The organism is Marasmitruncus massiliensis (assembly GCF_900186535.1).
Lineage (GTDB): Bacteria > Bacillota > Clostridia > Oscillospirales > Ruminococcaceae > Anaerotruncus > Anaerotruncus massiliensis_A.
In genome coordinates this window covers 548,605-570,923 of record NZ_FYDE01000004.1, presented here as the reverse complement: position 1 = coordinate 570,923, position 22,319 = coordinate 548,605, and the positions used below count along the sequence as shown (strand labels likewise).

Sequence of the window (22,319 nt, the reverse complement as noted above, 5' to 3'; positions counted from 1 at the left end):
AAAAGAAATCAGATTCAATCGGAAAATAAGGAATCTATATTTTTGAAGTTTGAGAAGATTCTGGGTTTTCTTCCAAAAAAGGTGCCAGATAGGCTCGAAATGCAGCCGGCAGCGGATATTCCTCCCGGAGCTGTTCCGGTTTTGCCCAAATCAGTCCCGACTGCATCGGGCTGCTCTCTGCAACCGTGACGCGCCATCCGGTCATCTGCCATTCGACATGTGTAAAAATATGCTTCGCACCGCACAGCTCCTCGGCACGCAATGGCTCCAAGCCGAACGTGCGGGCCTGCGATACGGCCTGTTCGCGGGTAAGCATCCCCGGCGCGGAAGGCAGTTCCCACAGGCCTGCCAGCAGCCCTTTCCCCTTGCGCCTGCGGATCGCGAGAAGGTCGTCGCGCACCAGCAGCAGGATTGTATGCTGCTCGATACGCCGCGGCTTTTTCGCGGATTTTACGGGCAGTTCCAGAGCAGTTCCCCGTTTCTTCGCTTCGCACAGGCCCGCCAGAGGGCAGCGTCCACAATCGGGCGGCCCGTTGGGCACGCAAATCACGGCGCCAAGTTCCATCAGGCTCTGATTAAACTCCCCGCAGCGCCCCGCCGGCATGACCGCGCGCAGTGTGTCCTCCGCGGCGCGTTTGGTTTTGGGGTCCGCAATATCATCGTAATTCGCAGTCAGGCGGGAAAGAACGCGCAGTACATTTCCGTCAACAGCGGGTACCGGCTTTCCAAAAGCAATGGAAGCAACTGCGCCTGCGGTGTAGCTGCCGATTCCGGGCAGCGTCAGCAGATCTTCATAGTTTTCCGGCAAGACTCCCTGAAAGCGCTCCATTACCTGCTGTGCGGCTTTTTGCAGATTGCGCGCGCGGTTATAGTATCCGAGCCCTTCCCAAAGTTTGAGAAGCTGCTGCTCGGGTACCCCGGCAAGCGCGGACACATCCGGCAAAGCGGTCAAAAACCGGGCGAAGTATCCCTTGACCGCCTCCACACGGGTTTGCTGGAGCATAATCTCGGAGATCCAGATGCGGTAAGGATCTTTGCTGACGCGCCACGGCAGATCACGTTTTTCAGCCTCGTACCAGTTCAGCAACGGCTCAATGATATCGGATAAGTTCATATTGTCCTCTTTTGATTGAAAAATTAGCGAGTCAGCCCTGCCTGCAGCAGTACACAAATTCTGCAAACAGATCGGCAGAAGGCTTATCGGTTCGATACATATATTCAGGATGCCACTGGACGCCTATCAGAAAGCGCTTTCCGGGATGGAATGCCGCTTCAATCAGGCCGTCCGGAGCGACAGCAGCCGGTTTGAGCGCCGCCGCCAGCGACTTGACCGCTTGATGATGGTAGCTGTTGACCTGTATCTTTTCACACCCGGTAGCCGCGCGCAGCGGCGTGTCAGGCAGGATGGACACAGCGTGTGCCGGCTGATCGTAAGGCGGGCTCTGGTGATGGTTCAGCGGGCTTTTCAGCTTCAACTGCTGCGGCAAATCCTGATAGAGCGTCCCGCCAAGTGCCGCATTGAAAAACTGAAGGCCCCGGCAAATCCCAAGCGCGGGTTTATCCAATCCGATCACCTCCCGCAGCAAAAGCAGTTCCAGCCTGTCCTTGTCCGGGCAGGGTGTTCCGCAGAAAGCAAGCGGTTCCTCCCCATAAACGGAAGGGGCAACGTCCTGCCCGCCTGTAAACAGGAAACCGTCCAGTTCAACGGCAAGACGCAGAATGTCCTCCCTGCTTTTGGCCATCGGCAAAATAACGGGAATCCCGCCCGCGCCTGCGATGCCGTTCAAATACCCCGGCAGCATCCAGATGCTGTCCCGTTCCTCATCAAAAAGCGGTGTAACCCCAATTATTGGTTTTTTCATCTGCTTTTGCCCCCTTCCGAAGCCTAAGATTTTTCGATGTTGTTTTCTATTATAGCACATGAATACAGCACACGAAAACACCGAAAGAACGTATTTTCCGAATTTTATTTTCACTGTATCTGCCCGAGTTGACGCAAAATACTTAACAGACTATAATAAAGTGTAATAAACAATGGGGGTGTGCCATGGCTGTCAAAAATGATATTCTGGCTTATCTGGAACAGCACAGGAATGGCTTTTGTTCCGGAGAGCTTCTGGCAAAAGAATTGGGTGTTTCCCGTGCCGCAGTCTGGAAAGCGGTGGAATCGCTGAAAAAATCCGGATATGAAATTGAAGCGGTCACCCATAAAGGATATCGAATCGCCGCAAATACCGATCTGCTGTCGGCGGAAAGCATCGCCCCGTTTTTAGGTGAGCATTGCCAGAAGTTAAAGATTCAGACTTTTTCTTCGCTGGAATCCACCAATCTCACCGCCAAACAACTGGCTCTTGCCGGCGCCGAGGAAGGCACCGTCATTTTAGCCGAAGAGCAGACGCTGGGGCGCGGGCGCCTTGGGCGTTCCTTTTTTTCCCCCGCCGGCGCTGGAATCTATCTGAGCGTTATTTTGCGGCCCGATCTGAAAGCCTCCGAAGCGGTACTCATCACCACGGCGGCAGCGGTCGCGGTCTGCCGCGCGGTAAAAGAAATTGCGGGCGCCGAAACACAAATCAAATGGGTAAACGACATTTATCTGAATGGGCGCAAGATCTGCGGCATCCTGACCGAAGCGCTCACAGGGTTTGAAAGCGGCTCCGTCGAATGCGTGATTTTGGGAATCGGTTTGAATTTCAGCCGGCCGGAAAGAGGTTTCCCGCCGGAACTTCGGGAGCAGGCCGGTTTTCTGTTTGCGGAGAAGCCGGACGGCATTACGCGCAGCCGGCTCGCCGGGGCCATTCTGAACCACGTTTACGCACTATGCAATTCGATGGAAAACAGAACATTTCTGGAAGAATACCGCCAGCGCTCTCTGATATTGGGCAGGGAAATTACGCTTTACCGGTCCGGTAAAAAACAATCAGCGGTCGCCTGCGAAGTCGATCATGACGGTGGACTGCTTGTCCGTTATCCGGACAACAGTATGGAAACGCTTCATTCAGGAGAAGTTTCCATACTGCTTTGAACGTACCTTAAAAAGCCCGTTCGGATGTTATCCGAACGGGCTTTTTCTCTATCTTTTCAGTCTTCCGATAATTTAATGGAAAGATACGACCTTACCAGCGCAACACATTTGTCCCATCCAAGCATGCTGCTGTTGATGCACAAATCGTAGTTGTCGGCATCTTTCCAGTCATGCCCGGTAAAATAGCGATAGTATCCGGCACGGCGTTTATCGGTTTTGTGAATATACCGCTCGGCTTCCTCCCTGCTGAAATTGGCGTGAATCTCCATCGTTTTTTCGATGCAGTAATCCATCGGCGCATGGACATAGATGCGCAGGACGTAATCATAATCCTTTAAAATAAAATCCGCGCAGCGCCCAACGATTACACAGGATTCCGTTTCAGCAAGCTCCCGGATGATTTTCGCCTGGTAATTAAACAGATTTTCTTCGGATATGAAATCGTCGCTGTCAGGAGGAATGACTTCACCGGAATAGTTTGCCTTTCCCGTTTTAAAGAGCTTGGGCCTTTTCAGGTTTTCATCCGATTGGGCAAACAGCTTCACATTGATGCCGCTGTCATCCGCAGCACGATGCAGCAGCTCCTTATCATAGTAAGGAACTCCGAGCTTTTCCGCCAGCATCCTGCCAATGGTTCTGCCGCCGCTTCCATATCCTCTCGCAATGGTAACCACAAAATGATCCATCATTCCAGCCCCTTCCCTTGAAGCATTCTATTCAGACGTGTGGTGTCCTCCTCTTTAGTATATACGATTTTTCCGTGATTTTCCAGTGTTATTCAGAAAAGTTAAAAATGAATGAGTCGATCTGTTTATTGTTTGTCTTGTGACGAGGCATACCTCGTGAGACAGATTGCATTTTGTGTTTCGTCGTAACGCCGCAACGAAATTGCCATAAGCAGCGCATCCAGCACTGTAATTTCCGCTATGCGGGAAGCGAACGCATCGCTGTTATACAGTGTTTCCTTCGCCGTTGTAAATAATACAATATCGCTGACTTTTAAGGCCGGAGAGCGGGCATGGCCCGTCAGTGCAATCGTTGTTGCGCCGCGTTCCTTTGCCAGGCGCAGATTCCGGATGGTAAGACTTGAACGCCCCGAATAGGTAATCCCGATCGCAACGTCACCTTTGCCAAGCAGGCTGGCGGACATTGCCTGGGTATCCGCGTCGAGGTCAACACCGCATTTTATTCCGTACTTTAAAAATTTATGTTTCACATCCACCGCCACATAAGCGGAAGCCCCTACCCCGAACAATTCAATCCGTTTCGCTTTTACGAGCGCATCCACAGCGCGCTCAAACTCTTTATCGCTCAGGACACTCTGCGTTTCCGACAAAGCCTGGATGCGTGAATTGAAGACCTTACGCTTAATTGCAGACGTCGAGTCATCCTGCTTCAACGCTTCATTCGAGCCGCTTTGGGAATCGGTTGTGTTTTTTGCAACATTGATTTTAAAATCCTGAAAGCCCCGATAACCCATTGATTTGCAAAAGCGCACGATCGTTGCCTCGCTGGATCCGGATTGATTGGCAAGTTCGCTCACAGTCAGGTAAATAACATCCTCGCGGTTATTTACAATAAACTGCGCAACCTTTTTTTCCGCATCTGTCAGAAAGTCCATTTGTTCTTCAATGGCAGCGATCAGCGGTATATTCATTATTGAATAGCCTCCTATACAATCGGTTTCAATGCTAACAGGAATTTCTTTTTACTTTGTTATTATAGCATTATAAAAACTATTTTCAATGTTTTTTCGACATATTTTTACATGTTTTCGTGCAAAAATCGACATAATAATTTCTTTTTTATAGGAAAGTAACATAATATTTAATAAAATCATTGGTTTTATTTTGCCTGTGACCAGCAAGGAAAACAATGTGATAACCATCTGTTGAAATTAAATTCCAGAGTCAAAGTCAATAAAAAACGATGCTAACAAATTGTTTTACGTCATAAAAAAACAAAGCGCCGAACCCGCAACGCCTTGTTTTTTGAAACTGCTTATTAAATTTCCGAAACTGTGATCTGGTTATTAATCATGGCCACCGAAATTCTGCGCGGAGGATTGGTTCCCTCCACAAGACAGGACGCAGTCCCAAAGGCGGCCGCATACTGGAGGGAGCGTTTGGGGTCATACTTAAAATCGTGAGCGATAATGAATCCCGCCAGCGCTGCGTCCCCCGCCCCGATCGACGACTTGATCTCGGAAAGCACAGGCACGTCCGCTTTATATGTAACGGAACCGTCCGTATAGATCATTCCATCCTCTCCGAAACTGGCCAGCACATGGTGCACGCCCGCCTTTGAAACCTGAAGCACCGCCTCTTTGATCGCTTCGATGGAGTGCAGTTCTTTCCCCACCAGCGCGCACAGTTCCTCATAGTTCGGCTTGATCACCCATGGTTTAATTTTCGCTACATCTTCCAGCGTAACGGAACGGGTATCGAGCGCGATGATGCCGCCGCATTCCTGGATGAACGCACAGATTTCACAAAGGTTCACATTGGTAATGCCCTCCGGCATCAGCCCCGCAACCACAACCAGCGTGGTCGGCTTAATTTCTTCCGCGAGAACCGTTTCCAGCTCCTGAATGGTATGTTGCTTGATTCTGGGACCGTTGCGGACCAAACGGGTTTCCGTACCATCCGCTGTCACTATGCAGAGATTTTCCCGCAGACGCCCTTCGGTGTAGATCACGCGAGTCGTAACGTTCTCGTCTTTCAGGCGTTCAAAATAGCGGCGGCTTCCATCCTGCCCGGCAACAATCAACGCTGTATTGGCAATCCCGTAACACTGCAGCACGCGGGACACATCAACCGCTTTGCCTGCGGCATCATACAGCTCACTTTCCACAACATTATTCTCCCCCTGTATGAATTCCTTCATATAACAGGTAGAATCCGCCGCAGGGTTGAGGGATAATGTAATAATCTTATCAAACATCATAAAATAGCCGACCTCCCTTTATCTATGAGGACATAGGAGGCGGACGGCCTTGATGCCGTCCGCACGCATATTTTGAAAGCTATTCGGTTGTTTTGTCCGCTTCAGGGATCTGATTGATATCCTGTTCCTCTTTTGGTGTTTCCTCTTCTGTATCTCCCGGAACAGGCAAGCCCTGCATCATTGCGGCAAATTCTGCTTCTTCCATCCGCTCATGTTTAAATAGGAACTGCGCCACCTGATGCAGCTGATTCATATGTTCCGTCAGGATATCGCGGGCGCGTTCATAAGCAGTATCGATGATTTCACGGATTTCAGCGTCAATTTCTGCCGCCACATTCTCAGAATAGCTGGGCGTATTGTTAAAGTCACGCCCCAGGAAAATTTCATCCTCATCATGGCCGTAAACGATCGGTCCTAATTTTTCGGAGAAGCCATACCGCATGATCATATTGCGGGCGACTTTTGTAGCCCTTTCAATGTCGTTGGAAGCCCCTGTCGAAATATCTTCCAGCACCAGCTTTTCCGCCATGCGCCCGCCCAGCAACGTGACGATATCCTCGTTCATCTCCCGCTTGGTCACATAGGATTTATCCTCACCGGGCAAAGACAGCGTGTAACCGCCAGCCATTCCGCGCGGAACAATGGAAATCTGGTGAACCGGGTCCTGTGTCGGCAGATAGTAAGTACAGACCGCATGGCCTGCCTCATGATAAGCCGTTAGTTTTTTGTCTTTTTCAGTAACAACGTGGGAACGTTTTTCCGGTCCTGCGATCACTTTAATGGTCGCTTCTTCAATTTCCGTCATTGTGATTGCTTTAAGGCCCTTTTTTGCTGAAAGCAGCGCAGCCTCATTGCAAAGATTTTCCAGATCTGCCCCGGTAAAGCCTACCGTAGACGCGGCAATCGTCTTGAGGTCCACATCCGGACCAATCGGCTTATTGCGTGTGTGGACGCGCAGGATTGCTTCACGGCCCTTAATGTCCGGATATCCGACCGCGATCTGGCGGTCAAAACGGCCGGGGCGCAGCAAAGCCGGGTCCAGAATATCGCGGCGGTTGGTGGCAGCGATCACAATGACGCCGCTGTTGGTTCCAAAGCCGTCCATTTCAACCAGCAATTGGTTCAGTGTCTGCTCACGTTCATCGTGTCCGCCGCCAAGTCCGGCGCCGCGATGGCGGCCGACCGCATCAATTTCGTCGATGAAAATGATAGAGGGGGCATTTTTCTTTGCCTGCTCGAACAGGTCACGGACACGGGACGCACCGACACCCACAAACATTTCTACAAAGTCGGAACCCGAGATGGAGAAGAACGGGACACCCGCTTCACCTGCGACCGCCTTGGCCAGCAGCGTCTTACCGGTTCCCGGAGGGCCCATCAGCAAAACGCCCTTGGGAATACGCGCACCCAGCGCGTTGAACTTACTCGGATTCCTGAGGAATTCAACGATTTCAACCAGCTCTTCTTTTTCCTCTTCAGCACCCGCAACATCATTGAACGTAACTTTCGGGCCCTCTTCCGGAGCGCGGGGCTTGGCCTTTCCAAAGCTCATGACCCCGCCGGTGCCGCCTCCGCGCGCCTGCCGCATCATCATCACATAGAAAAACACCAGCATGCCGACCAGCAGCAGAGTCGGGATAAAGCTGAGCCATACCGGGTATTCTTTCACAGGGATATAGTCATATTTCATCGGCGCGTCCGGATTCGCCTTATTGTAAGCGGCAATCAGGTCGTCGCTCCCATCAGCGAGCGTTCCGTTGACGTCGTTATAAAAAATACTGAGGTTCGGAATTTTATAATCCGCCAGCTTTTTATCATCAATCAGCGTCAGATTCAGTTTTCCTGTGTTTTGATCAAGCTCAAATTCCTTGACTTCCAGCCTCTGGAAATACCCGATCACCTCGGAATATTTCACGGAAGTCGGAGTTTTCATGCTCGATGAAAGCAACATGACCGCCATAAGCATCAGCAGCAGGAATACCGAAATATAAATACCGATGCCTTTCGACTTTTTGTTCAAATTTTTTTCACTCCTGTCAAAATCATTGGGCATCAGCCCTTAGCTTGCTTTTCCTGGCCGGCAGGCTGTCCATATACCTCTGGCTTCAGCACGCCGACATAGGGGAGATTCCGGTATTGTTCCGCATAATCAAGCCCGTACCCTACAACAAACTCATCCGGCACTTCAAAGCAGGTGTAATCGGCTTTGATATCCGCAATCCGGCGGGCAGGCTTATCGAGCAGAGTCGCAATCCTGATATCCGTGGCACCCCGCTGCATCAGCAGCCCTTTGAGATAGCTCAGAGTCAGGCCGCTGTCCAGAATATCCTCGACAATCAATATGTGTAAGTTTTGAGGGTTAATGTCAATATCCTTGATTATCTTAACCACTCCGGATGTTTTTACGCCGGAATGATAACTGGAAACCGCCATAAATTCCACTTCAACCGGGATGCTCAGCTCACGGATCAGATCCGCCATAAAGACGAACGAGCCCTTCAGAACCCCGAGCACAAGCACATTCTTCCCCTCATAATCTGAAGAAATCGTTTTGCCAAGTTCCTGCACCTTTTGTTTAATTTCATTTTCACTGATGAGCACTTTTAAGATATCGTCTGTCACGCCTGTCGCCCTCCGTAATCTTCCGATTGAGTAATCGTAAACGTTAACACATTGCGGGTACTGCGGTCCACTTTGACCCTCGCATCCACACCGATATTTTCAACAAACACCACACCCTCGCTATCCGCTGCCACACACAGCTGATCCCTGTCTTGCAGGGCAAGTTCACTGAACAGTTTTTTCAGCGATTTTGTGCAGCCGCGGTTAGCAGGCTTCATTTTATCTCCCGCCTGCCGCGAACGTAAAAAAATATCAGAATTTATTTTATCATAATCCGCAGCATTTTTTAATACCAAATCGGTATTGTTCTCAAAAATTTCATAATCTGCACAATTCAATACGGAAAAAGTCACTGTTTTCCGGTTTCCAAGCGGAATCGTTTGTCCGTCAAGACCGTTTTTTCTGACCGCCACCTGCCTGAGCGGGTCGCTTTTCCGTCTTGTGCGGCACTCAGCGCGCAGGATTCCCCCGCGCGCCGTAATATACCAGTTTTTCCCGACCTGAAGCACGTGGCGTTTTCCACCTATTATGATTTCCTCAATCAGGCTGATCCGTTCCGCGCTGCGCTCAATTCCATGATCTTCCAGCATCCCCGAAATGATTCTCGAGCGGACGGCAGGATGCAGATCAGCCAGTTTTTCCAGTGAAAACCCGCCTTCCGCCGCGCACCGTCCGGCTTCCGCCAGCGCCTGCTGCTGCAGGTAATCTGCGTCCAGACGCAGCAGATCAGTCAAACGCCCAATCGCATCCAAAGCGCCTGGATTGATGCGGGCCAGCAGAGGCACAATGTTATGCCGGATATGATTTCGTGTATAGTCGTTGGACAGATTTGTGCTGTCCGTAACATAGCACAGGTTATGCATAGTGCAGTAACGTTCAATCTCTTCGCGTGAACAGGCAATCAGCGGCCGGATAATGGGGCCTCTGACCGGAGGAATCCCGCACAGGCCGGTAATCCCGGTACCGCGGGAAAGGTTGAGTAAAACTGTTTCCGCTGTATCGGAAAGCGTGTGCGCCGTTGCAATTTTGCTGTGATACTTTTCGGCCAGTTCAGTAAAAAACGCATACCGTTCCTCACGGCCGGTTACTTCCAGCGAGGTTCCGCGTTCTCCCGCAAGCTGCTTGATGTTCACCCTGCGCACATCAAGCGGAACGCCATACTGCCCGCACATGGTGCGGACCAGCTGTTCGTCGCGGTCGCTTTCTTCCCCGCGCAGGCAGTGGTTCAGATGGCAGGCGCGCACATGCAGATCGAGATCCGTGACCGAACATAAAAAATCGAGCAGCGCGACCGAATCGGCGCCGCCCGAAACCGCCGCCGTAACCGTGTCGCCCTGCCGAAGCATTGCGAATTGTTCAATTGTAGCTCTCGCCTTATGGTTCATGACGCGATAACTCCAAATTGGTAAATCTTGTATAACGGTTGTCCCATCCAAGCTTTACGACGCCAACTTCGCCATGGCGGTTTTTCGCAACATCACATTCCACGATGTTGCGTTCTTCCGCCTCTTCACGCGCATAATAGTCCTCACGGTACAATAGCAGCACGATGTCCGCATCCTGCTCAATGGACCCTGACTCACGCAAATCGGAAAGCATCGGCTTGTGGTCGGCACGGGACTCCGGGCCACGGGAAAGCTGGGACAGGGTAATTACCGGAACATTTAATTCTTTCGCCATAATTTTGAGGTTTCGGGTAATTTCAGAGATTTCCTGCACACGGTTTTCAATCCGTCGTCCGGACGACATCAGCTGCAGGTAGTCAATGATTACCACATCCACCTTACGGAGTCTGCGCAGCTTTGCCTTCATCTCCCCGATGGTGATGCCGGGAGTATCATCCAGATAGATGTCCGCCTTGGAAAGCACCTGCGACGCCATCGCGATGCGGACCCAGTCGTCGCCGGAGAGTTCCCCCGTCCGGAGGGACTTGCCTTCCACAGACGCCTGAGAGGACAGCAGCCTTTGCGCAAGCTGCTCGCTGCTCATCTCAAGGGAAAACACTGCGACGGTTTTATCTGTTTTTGTCGCCACATTTTCCGCGATGTTCAGCGCGAAAGAAGTCTTGCCCATACCGGGGCGGGCGGCAATCAGGATCAAATCCGACTTATTCAGCCCTGTAATCACATGGTCCAGCGCCGGGTAGCCGGTGGAGATGCCTTTATATCGATCCCTGTCCTCACCGGACAGCCTTTGGAGGGTTTCATAGGTTTCGGTAATTGCCGTACGGATATGCTTGAACGCGCTGGTATTGCGCCCCTGCCGGATATCGAAGATTGTCTGCTCCGCGCTGTCAAGCAGCATGTCCGAATCCGCCTGCGGCTCCTGCGCCATCTCTATAATCTCCCGCGAGGCGGTAATCAGCCTGCGGATGTAATACTTTTCGCGGACAATCCGGCAATAAGCCTCCACATTTGCCGAAGACGGCACAACCTGAGCAAGATTTGTCAGGTAGATTTTCGCGTCTTCCGCGGTTTCAAAAACTTCCTGCCGTTTGACCTCTTCCAAAATGGTGATGAAGTCCATGACCTCGTTGCGGGTAAACATGCCGAGGAACGCATCAAAGATCTGCTGATGCTGCGGGCGGTGGAACATATCCGTACGCAGGTTTTCCATAACCACAGGGAAGCATGCCGGGTCGATCAGAACAGCGCCGAGCACGCTCTGTTCCGCTTCCAGATTATAGGGCATCTGCTGGCCGTACTGTCCGCTTATGTCAAAATCAGCCAAGCTCTGCCCCCCTTATGCAAATTACTTCATGAATTTTATTCCGCTTCCCCAACTACCACATAGATGCTTGCGGTAATACCGGGGTGGAGCTTCGCCACAGCCGTATAGCTTCCAAACGCCTTGATATCGGAATCCAGCGAAATTTTCCGTTTATCGATTTCAGCGCCGAACTGCTTTTTCAGTTCCTCCGAAATTTCTTTGGCTGTAACAGAACCGAAGAGCTTGCCGTTTGCCCCCGCTTTTGCAGTGAGCTTGACAGTTTTGCCTTCCAGTTTCGCAGCGAGATCCAGCGCCGCCTGTTTTTCAACAGCCGCCTTGTGAGCCGCGGCAGCCTCTTTTGCCTTCAGTTCTCCCATTGCCTGCGCGTTTGCCTCGACCGCAAGCCCTTTTGGCAGCAAAAAATTACGGGCGTATCCGTCTGAGACATTCACAAGGTCACCTTTTTTGCCGCTGCCCTGTACATCTTTTGTCAAAATTACTTTCATATTTAAAACCCCTATCTATATAAATTCGGACTGTCTGGCAATAAATAAATGCCGTAAAACAGACTACCGGCTGTTTTCTTCAAAAAATTCGTCGATTGCCGCAGTCAGCCTGGATTTTGCCTCTTCCAGACTGATATTTGCAATCTGGGCTCCGGCCATCGTGTGATGCCCGCCTCCGCCCAGCTTTTCCATAATCAGCTGGACATTCAGCTGCCCCATGCTCCGCGCCGAATAAGAGATCCCATCGCCAATGCGGAAGATCAAAAACGACGCCTGCACCCCGCTGATATTCAGCAGTTCATCCGCCGCCTGCGCGGCAGTCACCTGAATATCCGAAATTTCCCGGTTGGGAGAAACGGCAATCGCGCAGCCTTTATAAATTTCAGCGTTGGCAACCAGCTGTGCCTTCAGCTGGTACGCTCCCATCTGGATGGCAAAAAGCTTGCGCACCTCCACCGTATCCGCACCGATTTTGCGCAGATAAGCAGCCGCTTCAAAGGTACGGACGCCCGTCTTGATCACAAAGTTTTTGGTATCCAGCATAATGCCGGCCAGCAGAGCTTCCGCCTCGTAGCGGCCGATGCGGTAACGTTCGCCGAAATACTGCACCAGCTCCGTCACCATTTCCGACGCGCTGGACGCATAGGGCTCATGATAGAAGATCACGGCGTTTTCAATATGCCCCACCATCTTGCGGTGATGGTCAATCACCACAACGGATTTGCAGGCCTCAAATACTTCCGCCGATTCCAGAAACGTCTTCACATGCGTATCGCAGATTACCAGCAGCGTTTTTCTGCTGATATGGGACAGTGCTTCCTCCGGCTCGATGAACAGCCCGTTATAGCCATTTTCCAGCAGTTTGTCATATAAAGGACCCACCAGGTTTTTGTCGCGACGGATGACCAGCCATGCATCCTTACCCATCAGGCGGGCGGCCTTTAAAATCCCGATAGAAGCGCCGAAGCAGTCCAAATCGGAGTTCTGGTGCCCCATGACCAGCACATTGTCGCTGCCGTTCATCAATTCCGCCAAAGCCGTCGCTACAATACGGGTTTTTACTTTGGTGCGCTTTTCAACCCCATTGGAAACCCCGCCGAAAAATTCGTAGCCGGAAACGCTGCGTACGGCGGCCTGATCCCCGCCGCGCCCCAAGGCCATATCCACAGCCTGCCGCGCAAACTGCTCGCTTTCGCTGAGGGTTGAAGCATCCCGCCCCACGCCAATGGAAAGCGTGGGAACCTGATTGGCCTCGTTTTCAATGGCGCGCACCTCTTCCAAAATCTGAAATCTGGAAGAGATAATTCCCCTGAGATTGCGTTCCTCAATAATAACGATAAAACGGTCCCGCTCGGTTTTTACCATCAGCCCGCCGTTTTCCGAAACGTATTTGCTTACTGTATATTCGATCTGCCCCATCAGGCGGGAACGCTCGTTGTCCTTCATGGTTTGCTGGAGCTCTTCATAGTTATCCACAACCAGAAGCATGATGGAAGGGCGTGTTTCAAAATATTCATGGGCAAACTGCTTCAACTCGGTGTTATCAAAGAAATAGACCATATACAGGTCCTGATGATTGTTGACCGCACGGGTAACATATGCTACAAAGTGCCGCCCCTTATAATCCACCTCGTATCCGTTGTCCGGGCAGCGGCGGGTAATATCCAGACCGGTCAGGATCGTATAAATGCTTTTGGAATAGATGTTTTCCCCATCCAGGACGCCGCGCTGCGCCTGCTGGTTTGCCCACAGGATTTCTCCGTCGCTGTCACAGACCATGACAGGGATGGGAAAATTAATCAGGGCATCCTGCTGGACGGTGGTCAGCAGATGGCCCATCTGAATCAGAAATTTGGTAACCGAGTTCCGAATGGACAGCATCTGCCACACGATCAACGCAATGCAGACAACGGTTACTGAGGCGCAAATATAGAACAGCCGCAGACTGAAAAACAGAGACGCGACCGTCATTGAAATGCAGCAACCGGCTGAAATATAGAAAACAGGCCGGAACAAGTTCAAGTTCTTCTTCACTTTGAAACCTCATTTTCACAGATCGAATGGACTTTGAATATGGCAGACAACTTGAAACGGACGAAAAAGCAAGGCACGCTCCATATTGCCAATCGGTCTTTATTATAACACGTTCTGATTGGGGTTGCAATCGCATTTCGTACTTGACTTCGGCGCAGAAGCGGTTTATAATGAATTTACTAAATCAGTAATTTAGTAAATTAGTAATCGGAGGCATTAACCATGAAAATACCGGTCACACTTAAGCACAAGCCTGTGATCGCTTCGGAAGATTATGAGCATATCGACGGGCGTTATGCCTATAACAGCGATGCGAAAGGGATTTCCCTCGGCTTAGCCCAGTGGAACGATCGCGGCCGTCTGGATATTTCCGCAAAAGTCTGGAGATATACGGGAGAAAAGTGGTCCAGGCAATCGGAAGAACTCCCTCTTCACCGTATCATCGATCTTGCAATCTTAATCTGCCGCACCAAACTATATTTCCGCGAAGAAGGATACCGGTACCAAAAAATGTATGACCCCGACCAGCCGGTCATTGACCGCATCGGTTTGCAGGGCGACGCCATGACAGTAGGGGTATGTACCGAAAATCCGATGATCGACGAGGACATCAAACTGTTCAGCCAGGCACTTTCCAATGATGATGAGTTGCTTGGGGAACGGCTGTCGGTGCTGGCTCGTATTTTAAAGGAGATGGGCTACTGATGGATGAACGCAAAAAAGAACTGATCCGGGAATATAAGCAGAGACCCTTGCAGGGAGGGGTCTGTATCATCCGGAACACCGTCAATGGGAAATACCTGCTGGAAATCGGGCCCAACCCCAAAGGCAATCAGAATCGCTTTGCCTTTTCCTGTTCCACAGGCTCCTGCATCCACTATAAACTGCAAAAAGACTGGGACGCCTACGGCAAGGATGCGTTTACCTTTGAGATTCTTGACGAAATTGAACAAAAAGAAACGCAGACACCGGAAGAATTCAAAGCGGACATCGAAGCCCTGGGTGAATTATGGCTGGAAAAGCTTGATCCTTCCCTCTCCTATTAAACAGAAAAAACACCCGCGCTCGGCGGGTGTTTTTTATTTACTGACTGATTATACTTCCTGAATCACCGGAAGAATCATCGGGCTTCTTTTTGTTCTGTTGTAGAAATAGGAGGACAGCGCATCACGCACCTGCGTTTTGATGTTGCCCCACTCACGCACATTGTTCTGCATACAGGTTTCGATTGTCTGGCGGACAATCTCACGGGCCTCCGAAAGCATGTCTTCGGCTTCACGCACATAAACAAATCCGCGGGAAATAATATCCGGCCCCGCAGCAATCTGTCCGGTTGCCTGTTCGATTGTGGTCACAACCACGATCAGACCGTCCTGCCCCAAATGCTTGCGGTCGCGAAGTACGATGCTGCCGACGTCGCCAACCCCCAGACCATCCACCAGAACCCGTCCGGACGGCACGGTTTCCTCACATTTGACAGAAACGCCGTCGAGTTCGAAAACCTTTCCGTTTTCACCGATAATCACATGGTCTGAGTCCATCCCCATGCCGAAAGCAAGGCTGGCATGGCGTTTGAGCTGTTTGTATTCGCCGTGCACCGGGAAGAAGAATTTCGGACGTGTCAGGGCAAGCATAATTTTCTGTTCTTCCTGGCAGGCATGGCCCGATACATGCACCTCATACATCCGTTCATAGATCACTTCGGCTCCAAGGCGCATCAGCTCATTTACCACACGGCTTACTGTCTTTTCATTGCCTGGAATCGGGGTCGCGCTGATGATAATGAAGTCTCCGGATGTGATCATGACCTTGCGGTGGTCATTGCTGGCCATGCGGGAAAGCGCGCTCATAGGCTCTCCCTGACTGCCGGTCGTGATCAGCACAATCTGTTCCGGCGGAAAACGGTTGATATCGTCAATATCGATAATCACGTCTTTCGGCGGTTTCAGATATCCAAGTTCAATCGACACCTCGACCACGTTTACCATGCTTCGTCCTGAAACTGCCACTTTTCGGCCGCACTTTGCCGCCGCTTCGCAGATCAGCTGAATCCGGTTGACATTCGACGAAAAGGTCGCAACAAGGATACGTTTGTCGTGTGCCTGCTTAAAAAGCTTATCAAAGCTCTCTCCGACGGTCCGCTCAGTCGGGGTAAATCCCGGACGTTCGGCATTTGTGGAGTCGGAAAGCAGCGCCAGAACACCATGGCTGCCCAGTTCGCCGAATCGAGCCAAATCTATGATTCCACCGATAATCGGGGTATAGTCGATTTTAAAGTCGCCAGTCTGGATGATCACACCGGCAGGTGTGTGGATCGCAAGCGATACGGCATCGGGAATGGAATGATTGACCCGGATGAATTCCACTTCCATACAGCCCATTTTAAAGGTTTCCCCCGCGGCTATCTGCATCAGCTTGACTTTTCCGAAAAGGCCATGCTCTTTCAGTTTGTTTGCAATCAGGCCTATCGTCAGTTTGGTCGCGTAAACCGGAGCATTTACCTGCTTCAGAAAATAAGGCAGCGCGCCGATATGATCTTCGTGTCCGTGCGTGATCACAATGCCGCGGAGTTTTTCACGGTTTTTGACCACATACGTGAGGTCGGGCAGCACCAGGTCGACACCCAGCATCTGTTCATCCGGAAATGTCATGCCGCAGTCCACCATAAACATGTCATTCTGGCATTCATACAGGGTTACGTTTTTGCCGACTTCGTTGAGTCCTCCCAAGGGGGTAATCCTGACCGGAATTTTGCTTTGTTCTTTCTCCCTGGAACGCCCTTTTTTAGGACGCGTGTTGGTTTTAGAAGCCGGCTGTACGGCGTTTACCGGTGCCGGTTTTACGACGGCGGCCGGTACGCTCGTCTTCGCTGCGGCAGTTTTAGAAACCGCCTGCTTCTGGCCGTTGTTTCCGGGACGGCGGCCCCGTCGCTGCTGCGGCTTGGCGCCTTCCTGCCTCGCCTGTTCCTGCGCCGGTTTTTCCTGCTCGGCAGAAACCGCTGCCGGCTGCGCTTTCCGTGTTTGTGTCTGTGTCTGTTCCTTTTTCTTCTCGTGCTTAACCAGTGTTTCCTGCTGGTTTTTCGCAGCAGAAGGTGCCCCGGACTGCCGCTGCTTTTTTTTCTGCGGTGCAGCGCGTTCCACAGAGGCACGCTTTTCCAGCAGGTCAAGCCCCAGCCCGAGTTGTTCATCTGTCAGCTTCCCGCCGACTTTTTTTTCATCTGTCACAAATTATACCTCCATATATTGTGCAATTCATTATGTTCTTTTACTAAAAATTTCATTTTAGGCAAACTTAAATAATTACCCATCCCTTTGTACTTTTTGCCGATCAAGAACAAAACGGGATAGGCGTGTGCTATTCAGTTAATCAATCAGAAAACAAGGCCTCGTACCGACGCAAGCAGTACAGCCGTAATTTTGATCGCGCGCTTTAAAAAAAGCAGCCGCATGTTTCGTGGCGCAAAGCTCACAAAACCAAAAACCGAACACATCATCATTATTTATATTAACCGTTCCGCCGCTCATTGTCAAGCAAACTGTCCAGGCACCGTCCGGAATCCGTGTAAAGCTCCTGCGCAAGTTCCCAGCCGGACACCTCCGCCAACGCGTGAAGCGGCGCGCGCTGAGCCGGGCATAGCAGCAGTACACTCTTTTTCGGATTTCTCACGCCGGAATCGTTCCCGCCTTGCCGCTCGCTTTGCAGACTTTTGCTCTTTGCGTCGCTTTTAGGCACGATACCGTTTAATTCCGGCAAGGTAAGCCGTTGCCGGTGCAGGTAATCTAAAATCCGGATTGCAGTCATCATGCCGTCCCGCATCGGCTGGCGCTCAACAGCTGTCCAGGCTTTTTGCCCAGTATTTTCAGTTTGTGCCGACAGCGCGCATCTATGCATCCCCGGTGGACAGCTATCCATGCCGCCGGCTGTTTTTAACTGCAGGAATCTGTCGACTGCCCGCACCCGCTCGCCTTCCATTTTGCAATATCCTTCGCAGATCTCCAAATCCGTACCGTCAGCGGAAATACGGAGCAGCACCCCTCCGGATAAATTACAGCCCAGCTTTTGCAGGGTTTCGTTCATCAGTTTTTCAACCGCTTTATTGGGGGAAACAGTCTGTGCAGACATTCCTGGAAGCCCCTCCAAAGCGAGGCGCAGCAGTTCCCCCCGATAGATCATGTTGATTCCGGACAGTTCGACATGCCCGCCGAACCCGTTCCAGGGGGCGTATGAAAACTCTTTATGGGATAAAACAGAACGAAAGTTTTTCATCAGTAAACCGTCAAAAGGTTGGCCGTCGCTTTCCACCATTTGAATCCATCCGGCTTTTCCGCTGCTGATACGCACACCGGGAACTGCGTTATAGCGGACGGCAAATTGGAACAGCGCCTGAAACGCGCAGCCAAAATCCAGCACATTCGTCCCTGTCGCACGAACACCGGCAATCAAGGCGTCGGCCAGCACACGGGAACTGCAAAACTCATCTACCGCCACACCGATTGTCCGGCCGCGCAGTATCGTCCCCAACGCGCATCCCGCTTGTACCGCGAACTCCGGAGTCAATTCCATTCCGATCTCCCCGCCGACCGTATTGTTATGGTCCGTATCGGCGGATGCCTCATCAGAAAACGCCGTTTGTACGACGGATTTTGCCACCGCTCCTTTCATCAATACGGCTCCCGACCTGACGGGAGCGCCGGCACAGACGACGCTGGACTGTATGCAGGCGCGTTCCCCCACAAAGCTGTGCGGAAGCAGCGTCCCCGCTTCCACCGCTGCGCCGGAGGCCACAGTACATCCGTCATCAAGGACACTGCCGGCACCAATTACGGCTCCCTCGCCCAGATATACGCCATTGCCGATAAAAACCGGCGCTGTCAATCTGTAATGCCCGGGAGGGCAGCGCCCGGCAATCAGATTCCCCTGCTCGTCCCGTATTCCTCTGAGCCTGCATCTGATTCTCCCATCCAGCAGGTCCTTCTGCGCCTGCTGGTAGGAACTGAGGCTGTCGATACGTCTCCAGTAGCCGTTGCCGCTCCAAAGCGCGGCCTTCATCCCTTTGTTAACGAACGTTTTGATAAAGTCTCCCAGCAGGGGTTTTTCTTCGCTTTGCATGATATCTGCCGCGCGCGGGGATATCATATAGATACCGGAATTCCAAACGTTCCTGTCCGATTCGATGCCGCTTGTTTCTGAAACGCCCGTTCCGCTCTTTCCAAGAACTGCAGCAGTAATATCCGCGTTGCTCTTTCGATGTGCTCTAACCAATTCGTCCAGCGAAAAATCACACAACAGCCTTCCATCCATCACAAGTACCGGCTGTTCTTTTGTGTCCTGAATACCGACTTTTTCCTCTGGACATCCTATGCTTGTACAAAAGCACAGGGAAATGCCTGCAAAGCGTTGTTCCGGATATCGCTTTGCCGCCGCCTTTGGATCGTCCAGCACAAATGTACATTCGTTGAAACCGCAATCGGCAAGCTGCTCCAGAACATATTCTGCCAGCGGCCGGCCGCACAGCCGGACCATACAGGCTGGTGCTCCGCCGGCCAGCGATTGCAGTTGTTCCCCAATGTCGCCCGCGATTATAATCGCCTTCATATCCTATTCCTCCGCACACCGTTCCCATGAAACTTCCGCACCGATTCTATTGATCGTAGTATTGCTCTTCCAAAACCATTTTATGCCGTTTTGCACCCTCAAAAAATTTCAGGAAAGGCTTGTAAAAAAGAGCAATATCGTATACAATAGATAGTTAATTCGGGAAGTTAAGCAGGAGGAGCCTTATGCCTAAGCAAATTGAAGCGTTTACAGACGGCGCCTGTTCCGGGAACCCGGGCGCGGGAGGCTGGGGCGCAATTCTGCGTTTCGGCGGACATGAGAAAGAACTGTCGGGCGGCGAACCGATGACGACCAATAACCGTATGGAATTAATGGCCGTTATTATGGCGCTTTCCGCCTTAAAGGAGCCCTGTGAGGTCTTGTTGACGACCGACTCCAAATATGTTGTGGATTCCGTGGAGAAGGGCTGGGTATACGGCTGGCAGAAAAAGGGCTGGATGCGCGCGCCGGGAGAACCGGCAAAAAATGTGGATTTATGGAAACAGCTTCTCCCTCTCCTGCAAGCACATCATGTGAAATTTCATTGGGTGAAGGGGCATGCCGGACATCCCGAAAATGAACGCTGTGACGCTTTGGCTGTTCATGCAATTGTGAAAATAAAAGAAAATTTGTGAATTTTTTAATAAATTTTAAAAAGCTATTGAAATTCATACCATTAAGGTATACAATAAGAGCATCAGGAAACCTAATATTGTATTGGTGAATTTCATAACAGAATGGTGGTTAGGATATGAAAAGATTTGTATATGCCGATAACGCCGCAACCACGCAGATTTCGGATGAGGTTTTTTCGGCTATGGAGTATTGGCTGAAGGAGGGCTATGGCAACCCCTCCAGCATTTATGCAAAAGGCCGTGACGCGGGACATGCAATCGAAGACGCGCGTAAATCGGTTGCCGCCGCGCTGGGCGCGCAGCCTGCTGAAATCTTTTTCGTCGGCTGCGGCTCGGAAGCCGACAATTGGGCGATCAAAGGTACGGCGCACAAGCTGGCAGCCAAAGGTAAAAAGCACATTATTACGACGACTTTCGAGCATCATGCCGTCTTGCACACCTGCGCCGCGCTGGAAAAGGAAGGCTTCGAAATCACCTATCTGCCTGTGGATGAAAAGGGTCTGATTACCGCGCAGCAGGTAGCGGACGCGATCCGTCCCGACACCGCCCTCGTTACCATCATGTATGCGAATAATGAAATCGGGACCATCCAGCCCATTCCGGAAATCGGCAAGATCTGCCGCGAAAAGGGCGTCTGGTTCCATACCGACGCGGTTCAGGCGGTCGGGAATGTGCCAATCAATGTTGTGGAACAGAAGATCGATATGCTTTCCATGTCCGGGCATAAGATTCACGCGCCCAAAGGGGTCGGCGTGCTTTATATCAAAAAAGGGATCGTTCTTCCCAATTTGATCGACGGCGGCGGACAGGAGCGCGGACGCCGCGCGGGGACCGAAAATGTCGCTTCTATCGTCGGGCTTGGACGTGCAATTGAAATTGCATGCTCCAATTTACCGGAGAAAAACGAGCGTGTGCGCGCTATGCGCGACCGTATTATCGATGCGCTGCTGGAAATTCCCATGGCGCGGCTTAACGGCGACCGTGAGCACCGTCTCGCCGGAAACATCAATATTTCTTTCCCGGGCGTGGAAGGCGAAGCACTGCTGCTGTCGCTGGACCTGCAGGGAATCTGTGCCTCTTCCGGCTCCGCCTGCACCTCCGGTTCCCTCGATCCGAGCCATGTTCTGCTTGCCATCGGGCTGAGCCATGAGGTTGCCCACGGATCCCTCCGAATCAGCATCAACGACTGGACAACCGACGAGGACACAGATCACATCATCGCGTCTGTCCCGCCGATCATTGAAAAGCTCCGGAGCATGTCCCCCATGTGGGAGCACATCATGAAGGGTGAACTGGTACTGGCATAATCAGCCGGGTTTTAACTGACTGCAATCTGTATTGAGATAGAAAGGGTGTATTCTATATGCTGTATTCTGATAAAGTATTGGAACATTTCGCCAATCCTCACAACGTTGGTGAAATCGAAAACGCGGACGGTGTCGGCGAAGTCGGCAACGCCAAATGCGGAGACATCATGAAAATGTACCTGAAAATTCAGGACGGCGTCATCATGGACGCAAAATTCAAAACGTTTGGCTGCGGGGCCGCAATCGCGACAAGTTCCATGGCGACCGATATGATTAAAGGGGCCTCGATTGAGGATGCTCTGAAAATCTCCAACAAGGCGGTGGTGGAAGCGCTGGACGGGTTGCCCGCTTCCAAGATTCACTGCTCGGTTCTGGCCGAACAGGCTGTCAAGTCCGCCTTAGCTGATTACTACCGCAAGAACGGGGTAGACCCGACTCCGATTGTAGGCGAGATTGGTGAATGCGACGCTTGCCACGTTCATTAAAGACATAAAAAATCGCGCCCATGCTTTCTGCATGGGCGCGATTTTTTAATGCAAACTTTTATTTTCCTGTCCATAAACTGCCGGAACGTCTTCCCTGCTGTTGTGCCACTGCTTTTTCAGCTGGTCATAATAGACGCTGGTTCCCGCAACCAGAATCCCCTGTGTAATCGAAACGAACAGCCCCATTGCAATTTCCGGAAGGTTATGAAGCGGAGTTGTCGCCACCACATGGAGCGTTGCAAGCAAAATTCCCGTGACTCCCAAGATAGCAGGAATTCTGTAATTGGGTATTCTCGACGCCTTTAATAGTTTCCCCATGAAATACAGGACAGGGATCAAAATAACCAGCTCCGGCCGGATAAAATCCTGATAATTCATCGAAATTCCTCCCTTGAAACTGTTATGCCGCCATAATGCGGTGTACTGCCCGCATATACTACTTTGTATATGCAGAATGA

20 protein-coding genes are annotated in these 22,319 nt (G+C 51.4%); 6 read left to right on the top strand and 14 right to left on the bottom strand.

Annotated features, from left to right (window positions below):
- Positions 1–34 precede the first annotated feature (34 nt).
- Both mutY and C1A10_RS06660 read right to left on the bottom strand, forming a co-directional pair.
- The gene (mutY, locus tag C1A10_RS06665; protein ID WP_101909506.1) at positions 35–1,114 is read right to left on the bottom strand and encodes an A/G-specific adenine glycosylase; all 1,080 of its coding nucleotides are present in this window, start codon (positions 1,112–1,114) and stop codon (positions 35–37) included.
- Positions 1,115–1,145: 31 nt separating this feature from the next.
- Positions 1,146–1,862: a gamma-glutamyl-gamma-aminobutyrate hydrolase family protein gene (locus C1A10_RS06660; RefSeq protein WP_101909505.1), complete on the bottom strand. Its 717-nt coding sequence runs from the start codon at positions 1,860–1,862 to the stop codon at positions 1,146–1,148.
- 185 nt (positions 1,863–2,047) lie between these two features.
- Between C1A10_RS06660 and C1A10_RS06655 the strand changes: the two genes are divergently transcribed.
- Complete coding sequence (locus C1A10_RS06655) at positions 2,048–3,022, top strand: biotin--[acetyl-CoA-carboxylase] ligase (RefSeq protein WP_101909504.1); 975 nt, start codon at positions 2,048–2,050, stop codon at positions 3,020–3,022.
- 56 nt (positions 3,023–3,078) lie between these two features.
- Here C1A10_RS06655 and C1A10_RS06650 read toward each other — a convergent pair whose 3' ends face one another.
- The 9 genes from C1A10_RS06650 to C1A10_RS06610 all read right to left on the bottom strand — a co-directional run bounded on the left by C1A10_RS06650 (position 3,079) and on the right by C1A10_RS06610 (position 13,839).
- Complete coding sequence (locus C1A10_RS06650) at positions 3,079–3,711, bottom strand: cytidylate kinase-like family protein (protein ID WP_341456892.1); 633 nt, start codon at positions 3,709–3,711, stop codon at positions 3,079–3,081.
- Between the two features lie 122 nt (positions 3,712–3,833).
- A complete protein-coding gene (locus C1A10_RS06645) occupies positions 3,834–4,679 on the bottom strand; it encodes a MurR/RpiR family transcriptional regulator (protein ID WP_101909503.1) in 846 nt (281 codons plus the stop codon).
- 347 nt (positions 4,680–5,026) lie between these two features.
- The gene (locus C1A10_RS06640; protein ID WP_101909502.1) at positions 5,027–5,968 is read right to left on the bottom strand and encodes a 1-phosphofructokinase family hexose kinase; all 942 of its coding nucleotides are present in this window, start codon (positions 5,966–5,968) and stop codon (positions 5,027–5,029) included.
- A 79-nt stretch (positions 5,969–6,047) separates the two neighbouring features.
- Positions 6,048–8,021, bottom strand: a complete 1,974-nt coding sequence (ftsH, locus tag C1A10_RS06635) for an ATP-dependent zinc metalloprotease FtsH (RefSeq protein ID WP_101909501.1) — start codon at positions 8,019–8,021, stop codon at positions 6,048–6,050.
- Entirely contained in the window at positions 8,021–8,590 is a 570-nt protein-coding gene (gene hpt / locus C1A10_RS06630; protein ID WP_101909500.1) for a hypoxanthine phosphoribosyltransferase, read from the bottom strand. The genes ftsH and hpt overlap by 1 nt, the downstream gene beginning before the upstream one ends.
- The gene (gene tilS, locus C1A10_RS06625; RefSeq protein ID WP_101909499.1) at positions 8,587–9,975 is read right to left on the bottom strand and encodes a tRNA lysidine(34) synthetase TilS; all 1,389 of its coding nucleotides are present in this window, start codon (positions 9,973–9,975) and stop codon (positions 8,587–8,589) included. The genes hpt and tilS overlap by 4 nt, the downstream gene beginning before the upstream one ends.
- Positions 9,965–11,320, bottom strand: a complete 1,356-nt coding sequence (dnaB, locus tag C1A10_RS06620; RefSeq protein ID WP_423241413.1) for a replicative DNA helicase — start codon at positions 11,318–11,320, stop codon at positions 9,965–9,967. Before dnaB ends, tilS begins: the two co-directional genes overlap by 11 nt.
- Before the next feature lie 35 nt (positions 11,321–11,355).
- On the bottom strand, positions 11,356–11,805 hold the full coding sequence (gene rplI / locus C1A10_RS06615) for a 50S ribosomal protein L9 (protein ID WP_101909498.1): 450 nt from the start codon (positions 11,803–11,805) through the stop codon (positions 11,356–11,358).
- 63 nt (positions 11,806–11,868) lie between these two features.
- Entirely contained in the window at positions 11,869–13,839 is a 1,971-nt protein-coding gene (locus tag C1A10_RS06610) for a DHH family phosphoesterase (protein ID WP_101909497.1), read from the bottom strand.
- Between the two features lie 222 nt (positions 13,840–14,061).
- Here C1A10_RS06610 and C1A10_RS06605 point away from each other — a divergent pair, with 222 nt between their 5' ends.
- Entirely contained in the window at positions 14,062–14,544 is a 483-nt protein-coding gene (locus C1A10_RS06605; protein WP_101909496.1) for a DUF6530 family protein, read from the top strand.
- Positions 14,544–14,885 (top strand): GIY-YIG nuclease family protein, encoded by a 342-nt coding sequence (locus C1A10_RS06600; RefSeq protein WP_101909495.1) that lies wholly within the window; start codon positions 14,544–14,546, stop codon positions 14,883–14,885. Before C1A10_RS06605 ends, C1A10_RS06600 begins: the two co-directional genes overlap by 1 nt.
- 48 nt (positions 14,886–14,933) lie before the next feature.
- Here the strand turns inward: C1A10_RS06600 and C1A10_RS06595 are convergent, their stop codons facing one another.
- Complete coding sequence (locus tag C1A10_RS06595) at positions 14,934–17,063, bottom strand: RNase J family beta-CASP ribonuclease (protein WP_242968850.1); 2,130 nt, start codon at positions 17,061–17,063, stop codon at positions 14,934–14,936.
- Positions 17,064–17,343: 280 nt separating this feature from the next.
- On the bottom strand, positions 17,344–19,434 hold the full coding sequence (locus tag C1A10_RS06590) for a hypothetical protein (protein WP_101909494.1): 2,091 nt from the start codon (positions 19,432–19,434) through the stop codon (positions 17,344–17,346).
- A gap of 185 nt (positions 19,435–19,619) precedes the next feature.
- On the opposite strand from C1A10_RS06590, the gene rnhA reads away from it, so the two are divergent.
- The 3 genes from rnhA (at position 19,620) to nifU (ending at position 21,861) form a co-directional block, all read left to right on the top strand.
- Complete coding sequence (gene rnhA, locus C1A10_RS06585; RefSeq protein ID WP_101909493.1) at positions 19,620–20,069, top strand: ribonuclease HI; 450 nt, start codon at positions 19,620–19,622, stop codon at positions 20,067–20,069.
- 116 nt (positions 20,070–20,185) lie between these two features.
- Entirely contained in the window at positions 20,186–21,376 is a 1,191-nt protein-coding gene (nifS, locus tag C1A10_RS06580; protein WP_101909492.1) for a cysteine desulfurase NifS, read from the top strand.
- 56 nt (positions 21,377–21,432) lie between these two features.
- Positions 21,433–21,861, top strand: coding sequence for a Fe-S cluster assembly scaffold protein NifU (nifU, locus tag C1A10_RS06575; RefSeq protein ID WP_101909491.1), 429 nt, complete (start codon positions 21,433–21,435; stop codon positions 21,859–21,861).
- Between the two features lie 45 nt (positions 21,862–21,906).
- Here nifU and C1A10_RS06570 read toward each other — a convergent pair whose 3' ends face one another.
- Entirely contained in the window at positions 21,907–22,239 is a 333-nt protein-coding gene (locus tag C1A10_RS06570) for a phage holin family protein (RefSeq protein WP_101909490.1), read from the bottom strand.
- Positions 22,240–22,319: the final 80 nt, after the last annotated feature.

Coding starts and splice junctions, on each gene's coding strand:
- mutY (WP_101909506.1), bottom strand. CDS start 1,114: ATGAACTTATCCGATATCATTGAGCCGTTGCTGAACTGGTACGAGGCT.
- C1A10_RS06660 (WP_101909505.1), bottom strand. CDS start 1,862: ATGAAAAAACCAATAATTGGGGTTACACCGCTTTTTGATGAGGAACGG.
- C1A10_RS06655 (WP_101909504.1), top strand. CDS start 2,048: ATGGCTGTCAAAAATGATATTCTGGCTTATCTGGAACAGCACAGGAAT.
- C1A10_RS06650 (WP_341456892.1), bottom strand. CDS start 3,711: ATGATGGATCATTTTGTGGTTACCATTGCGAGAGGATATGGAAGCGGC.
- C1A10_RS06645 (WP_101909503.1), bottom strand. CDS start 4,679: ATGAATATACCGCTGATCGCTGCCATTGAAGAACAAATGGACTTTCTG.
- C1A10_RS06640 (WP_101909502.1), bottom strand. CDS start 5,968: ATGATGTTTGATAAGATTATTACATTATCCCTCAACCCTGCGGCGGAT.
- ftsH (WP_101909501.1), bottom strand. CDS start 8,021: ATGCCCAATGATTTTGACAGGAGTGAAAAAAATTTGAACAAAAAGTCG.
- tilS (WP_101909499.1), bottom strand. CDS start 9,975: ATGAACCATAAGGCGAGAGCTACAATTGAACAATTCGCAATGCTTCGG.
- rplI (WP_101909498.1), bottom strand. CDS start 11,805: ATGAAAGTAATTTTGACAAAAGATGTACAGGGCAGCGGCAAAAAAGGT.
- C1A10_RS06605 (WP_101909496.1), top strand. CDS start 14,062: ATGAAAATACCGGTCACACTTAAGCACAAGCCTGTGATCGCTTCGGAA.
- C1A10_RS06600 (WP_101909495.1), top strand. CDS start 14,544: ATGGATGAACGCAAAAAAGAACTGATCCGGGAATATAAGCAGAGACCC.
- C1A10_RS06590 (WP_101909494.1), bottom strand. CDS start 19,434: ATGAAGGCGATTATAATCGCGGGCGACATTGGGGAACAACTGCAATCG.
- rnhA (WP_101909493.1), top strand. CDS start 19,620: ATGCCTAAGCAAATTGAAGCGTTTACAGACGGCGCCTGTTCCGGGAAC.
- nifS (WP_101909492.1), top strand. CDS start 20,186: ATGAAAAGATTTGTATATGCCGATAACGCCGCAACCACGCAGATTTCG.
- nifU (WP_101909491.1), top strand. CDS start 21,433: ATGCTGTATTCTGATAAAGTATTGGAACATTTCGCCAATCCTCACAAC.
- C1A10_RS06570 (WP_101909490.1), bottom strand. CDS start 22,239: ATGAATTATCAGGATTTTATCCGGCCGGAGCTGGTTATTTTGATCCCT.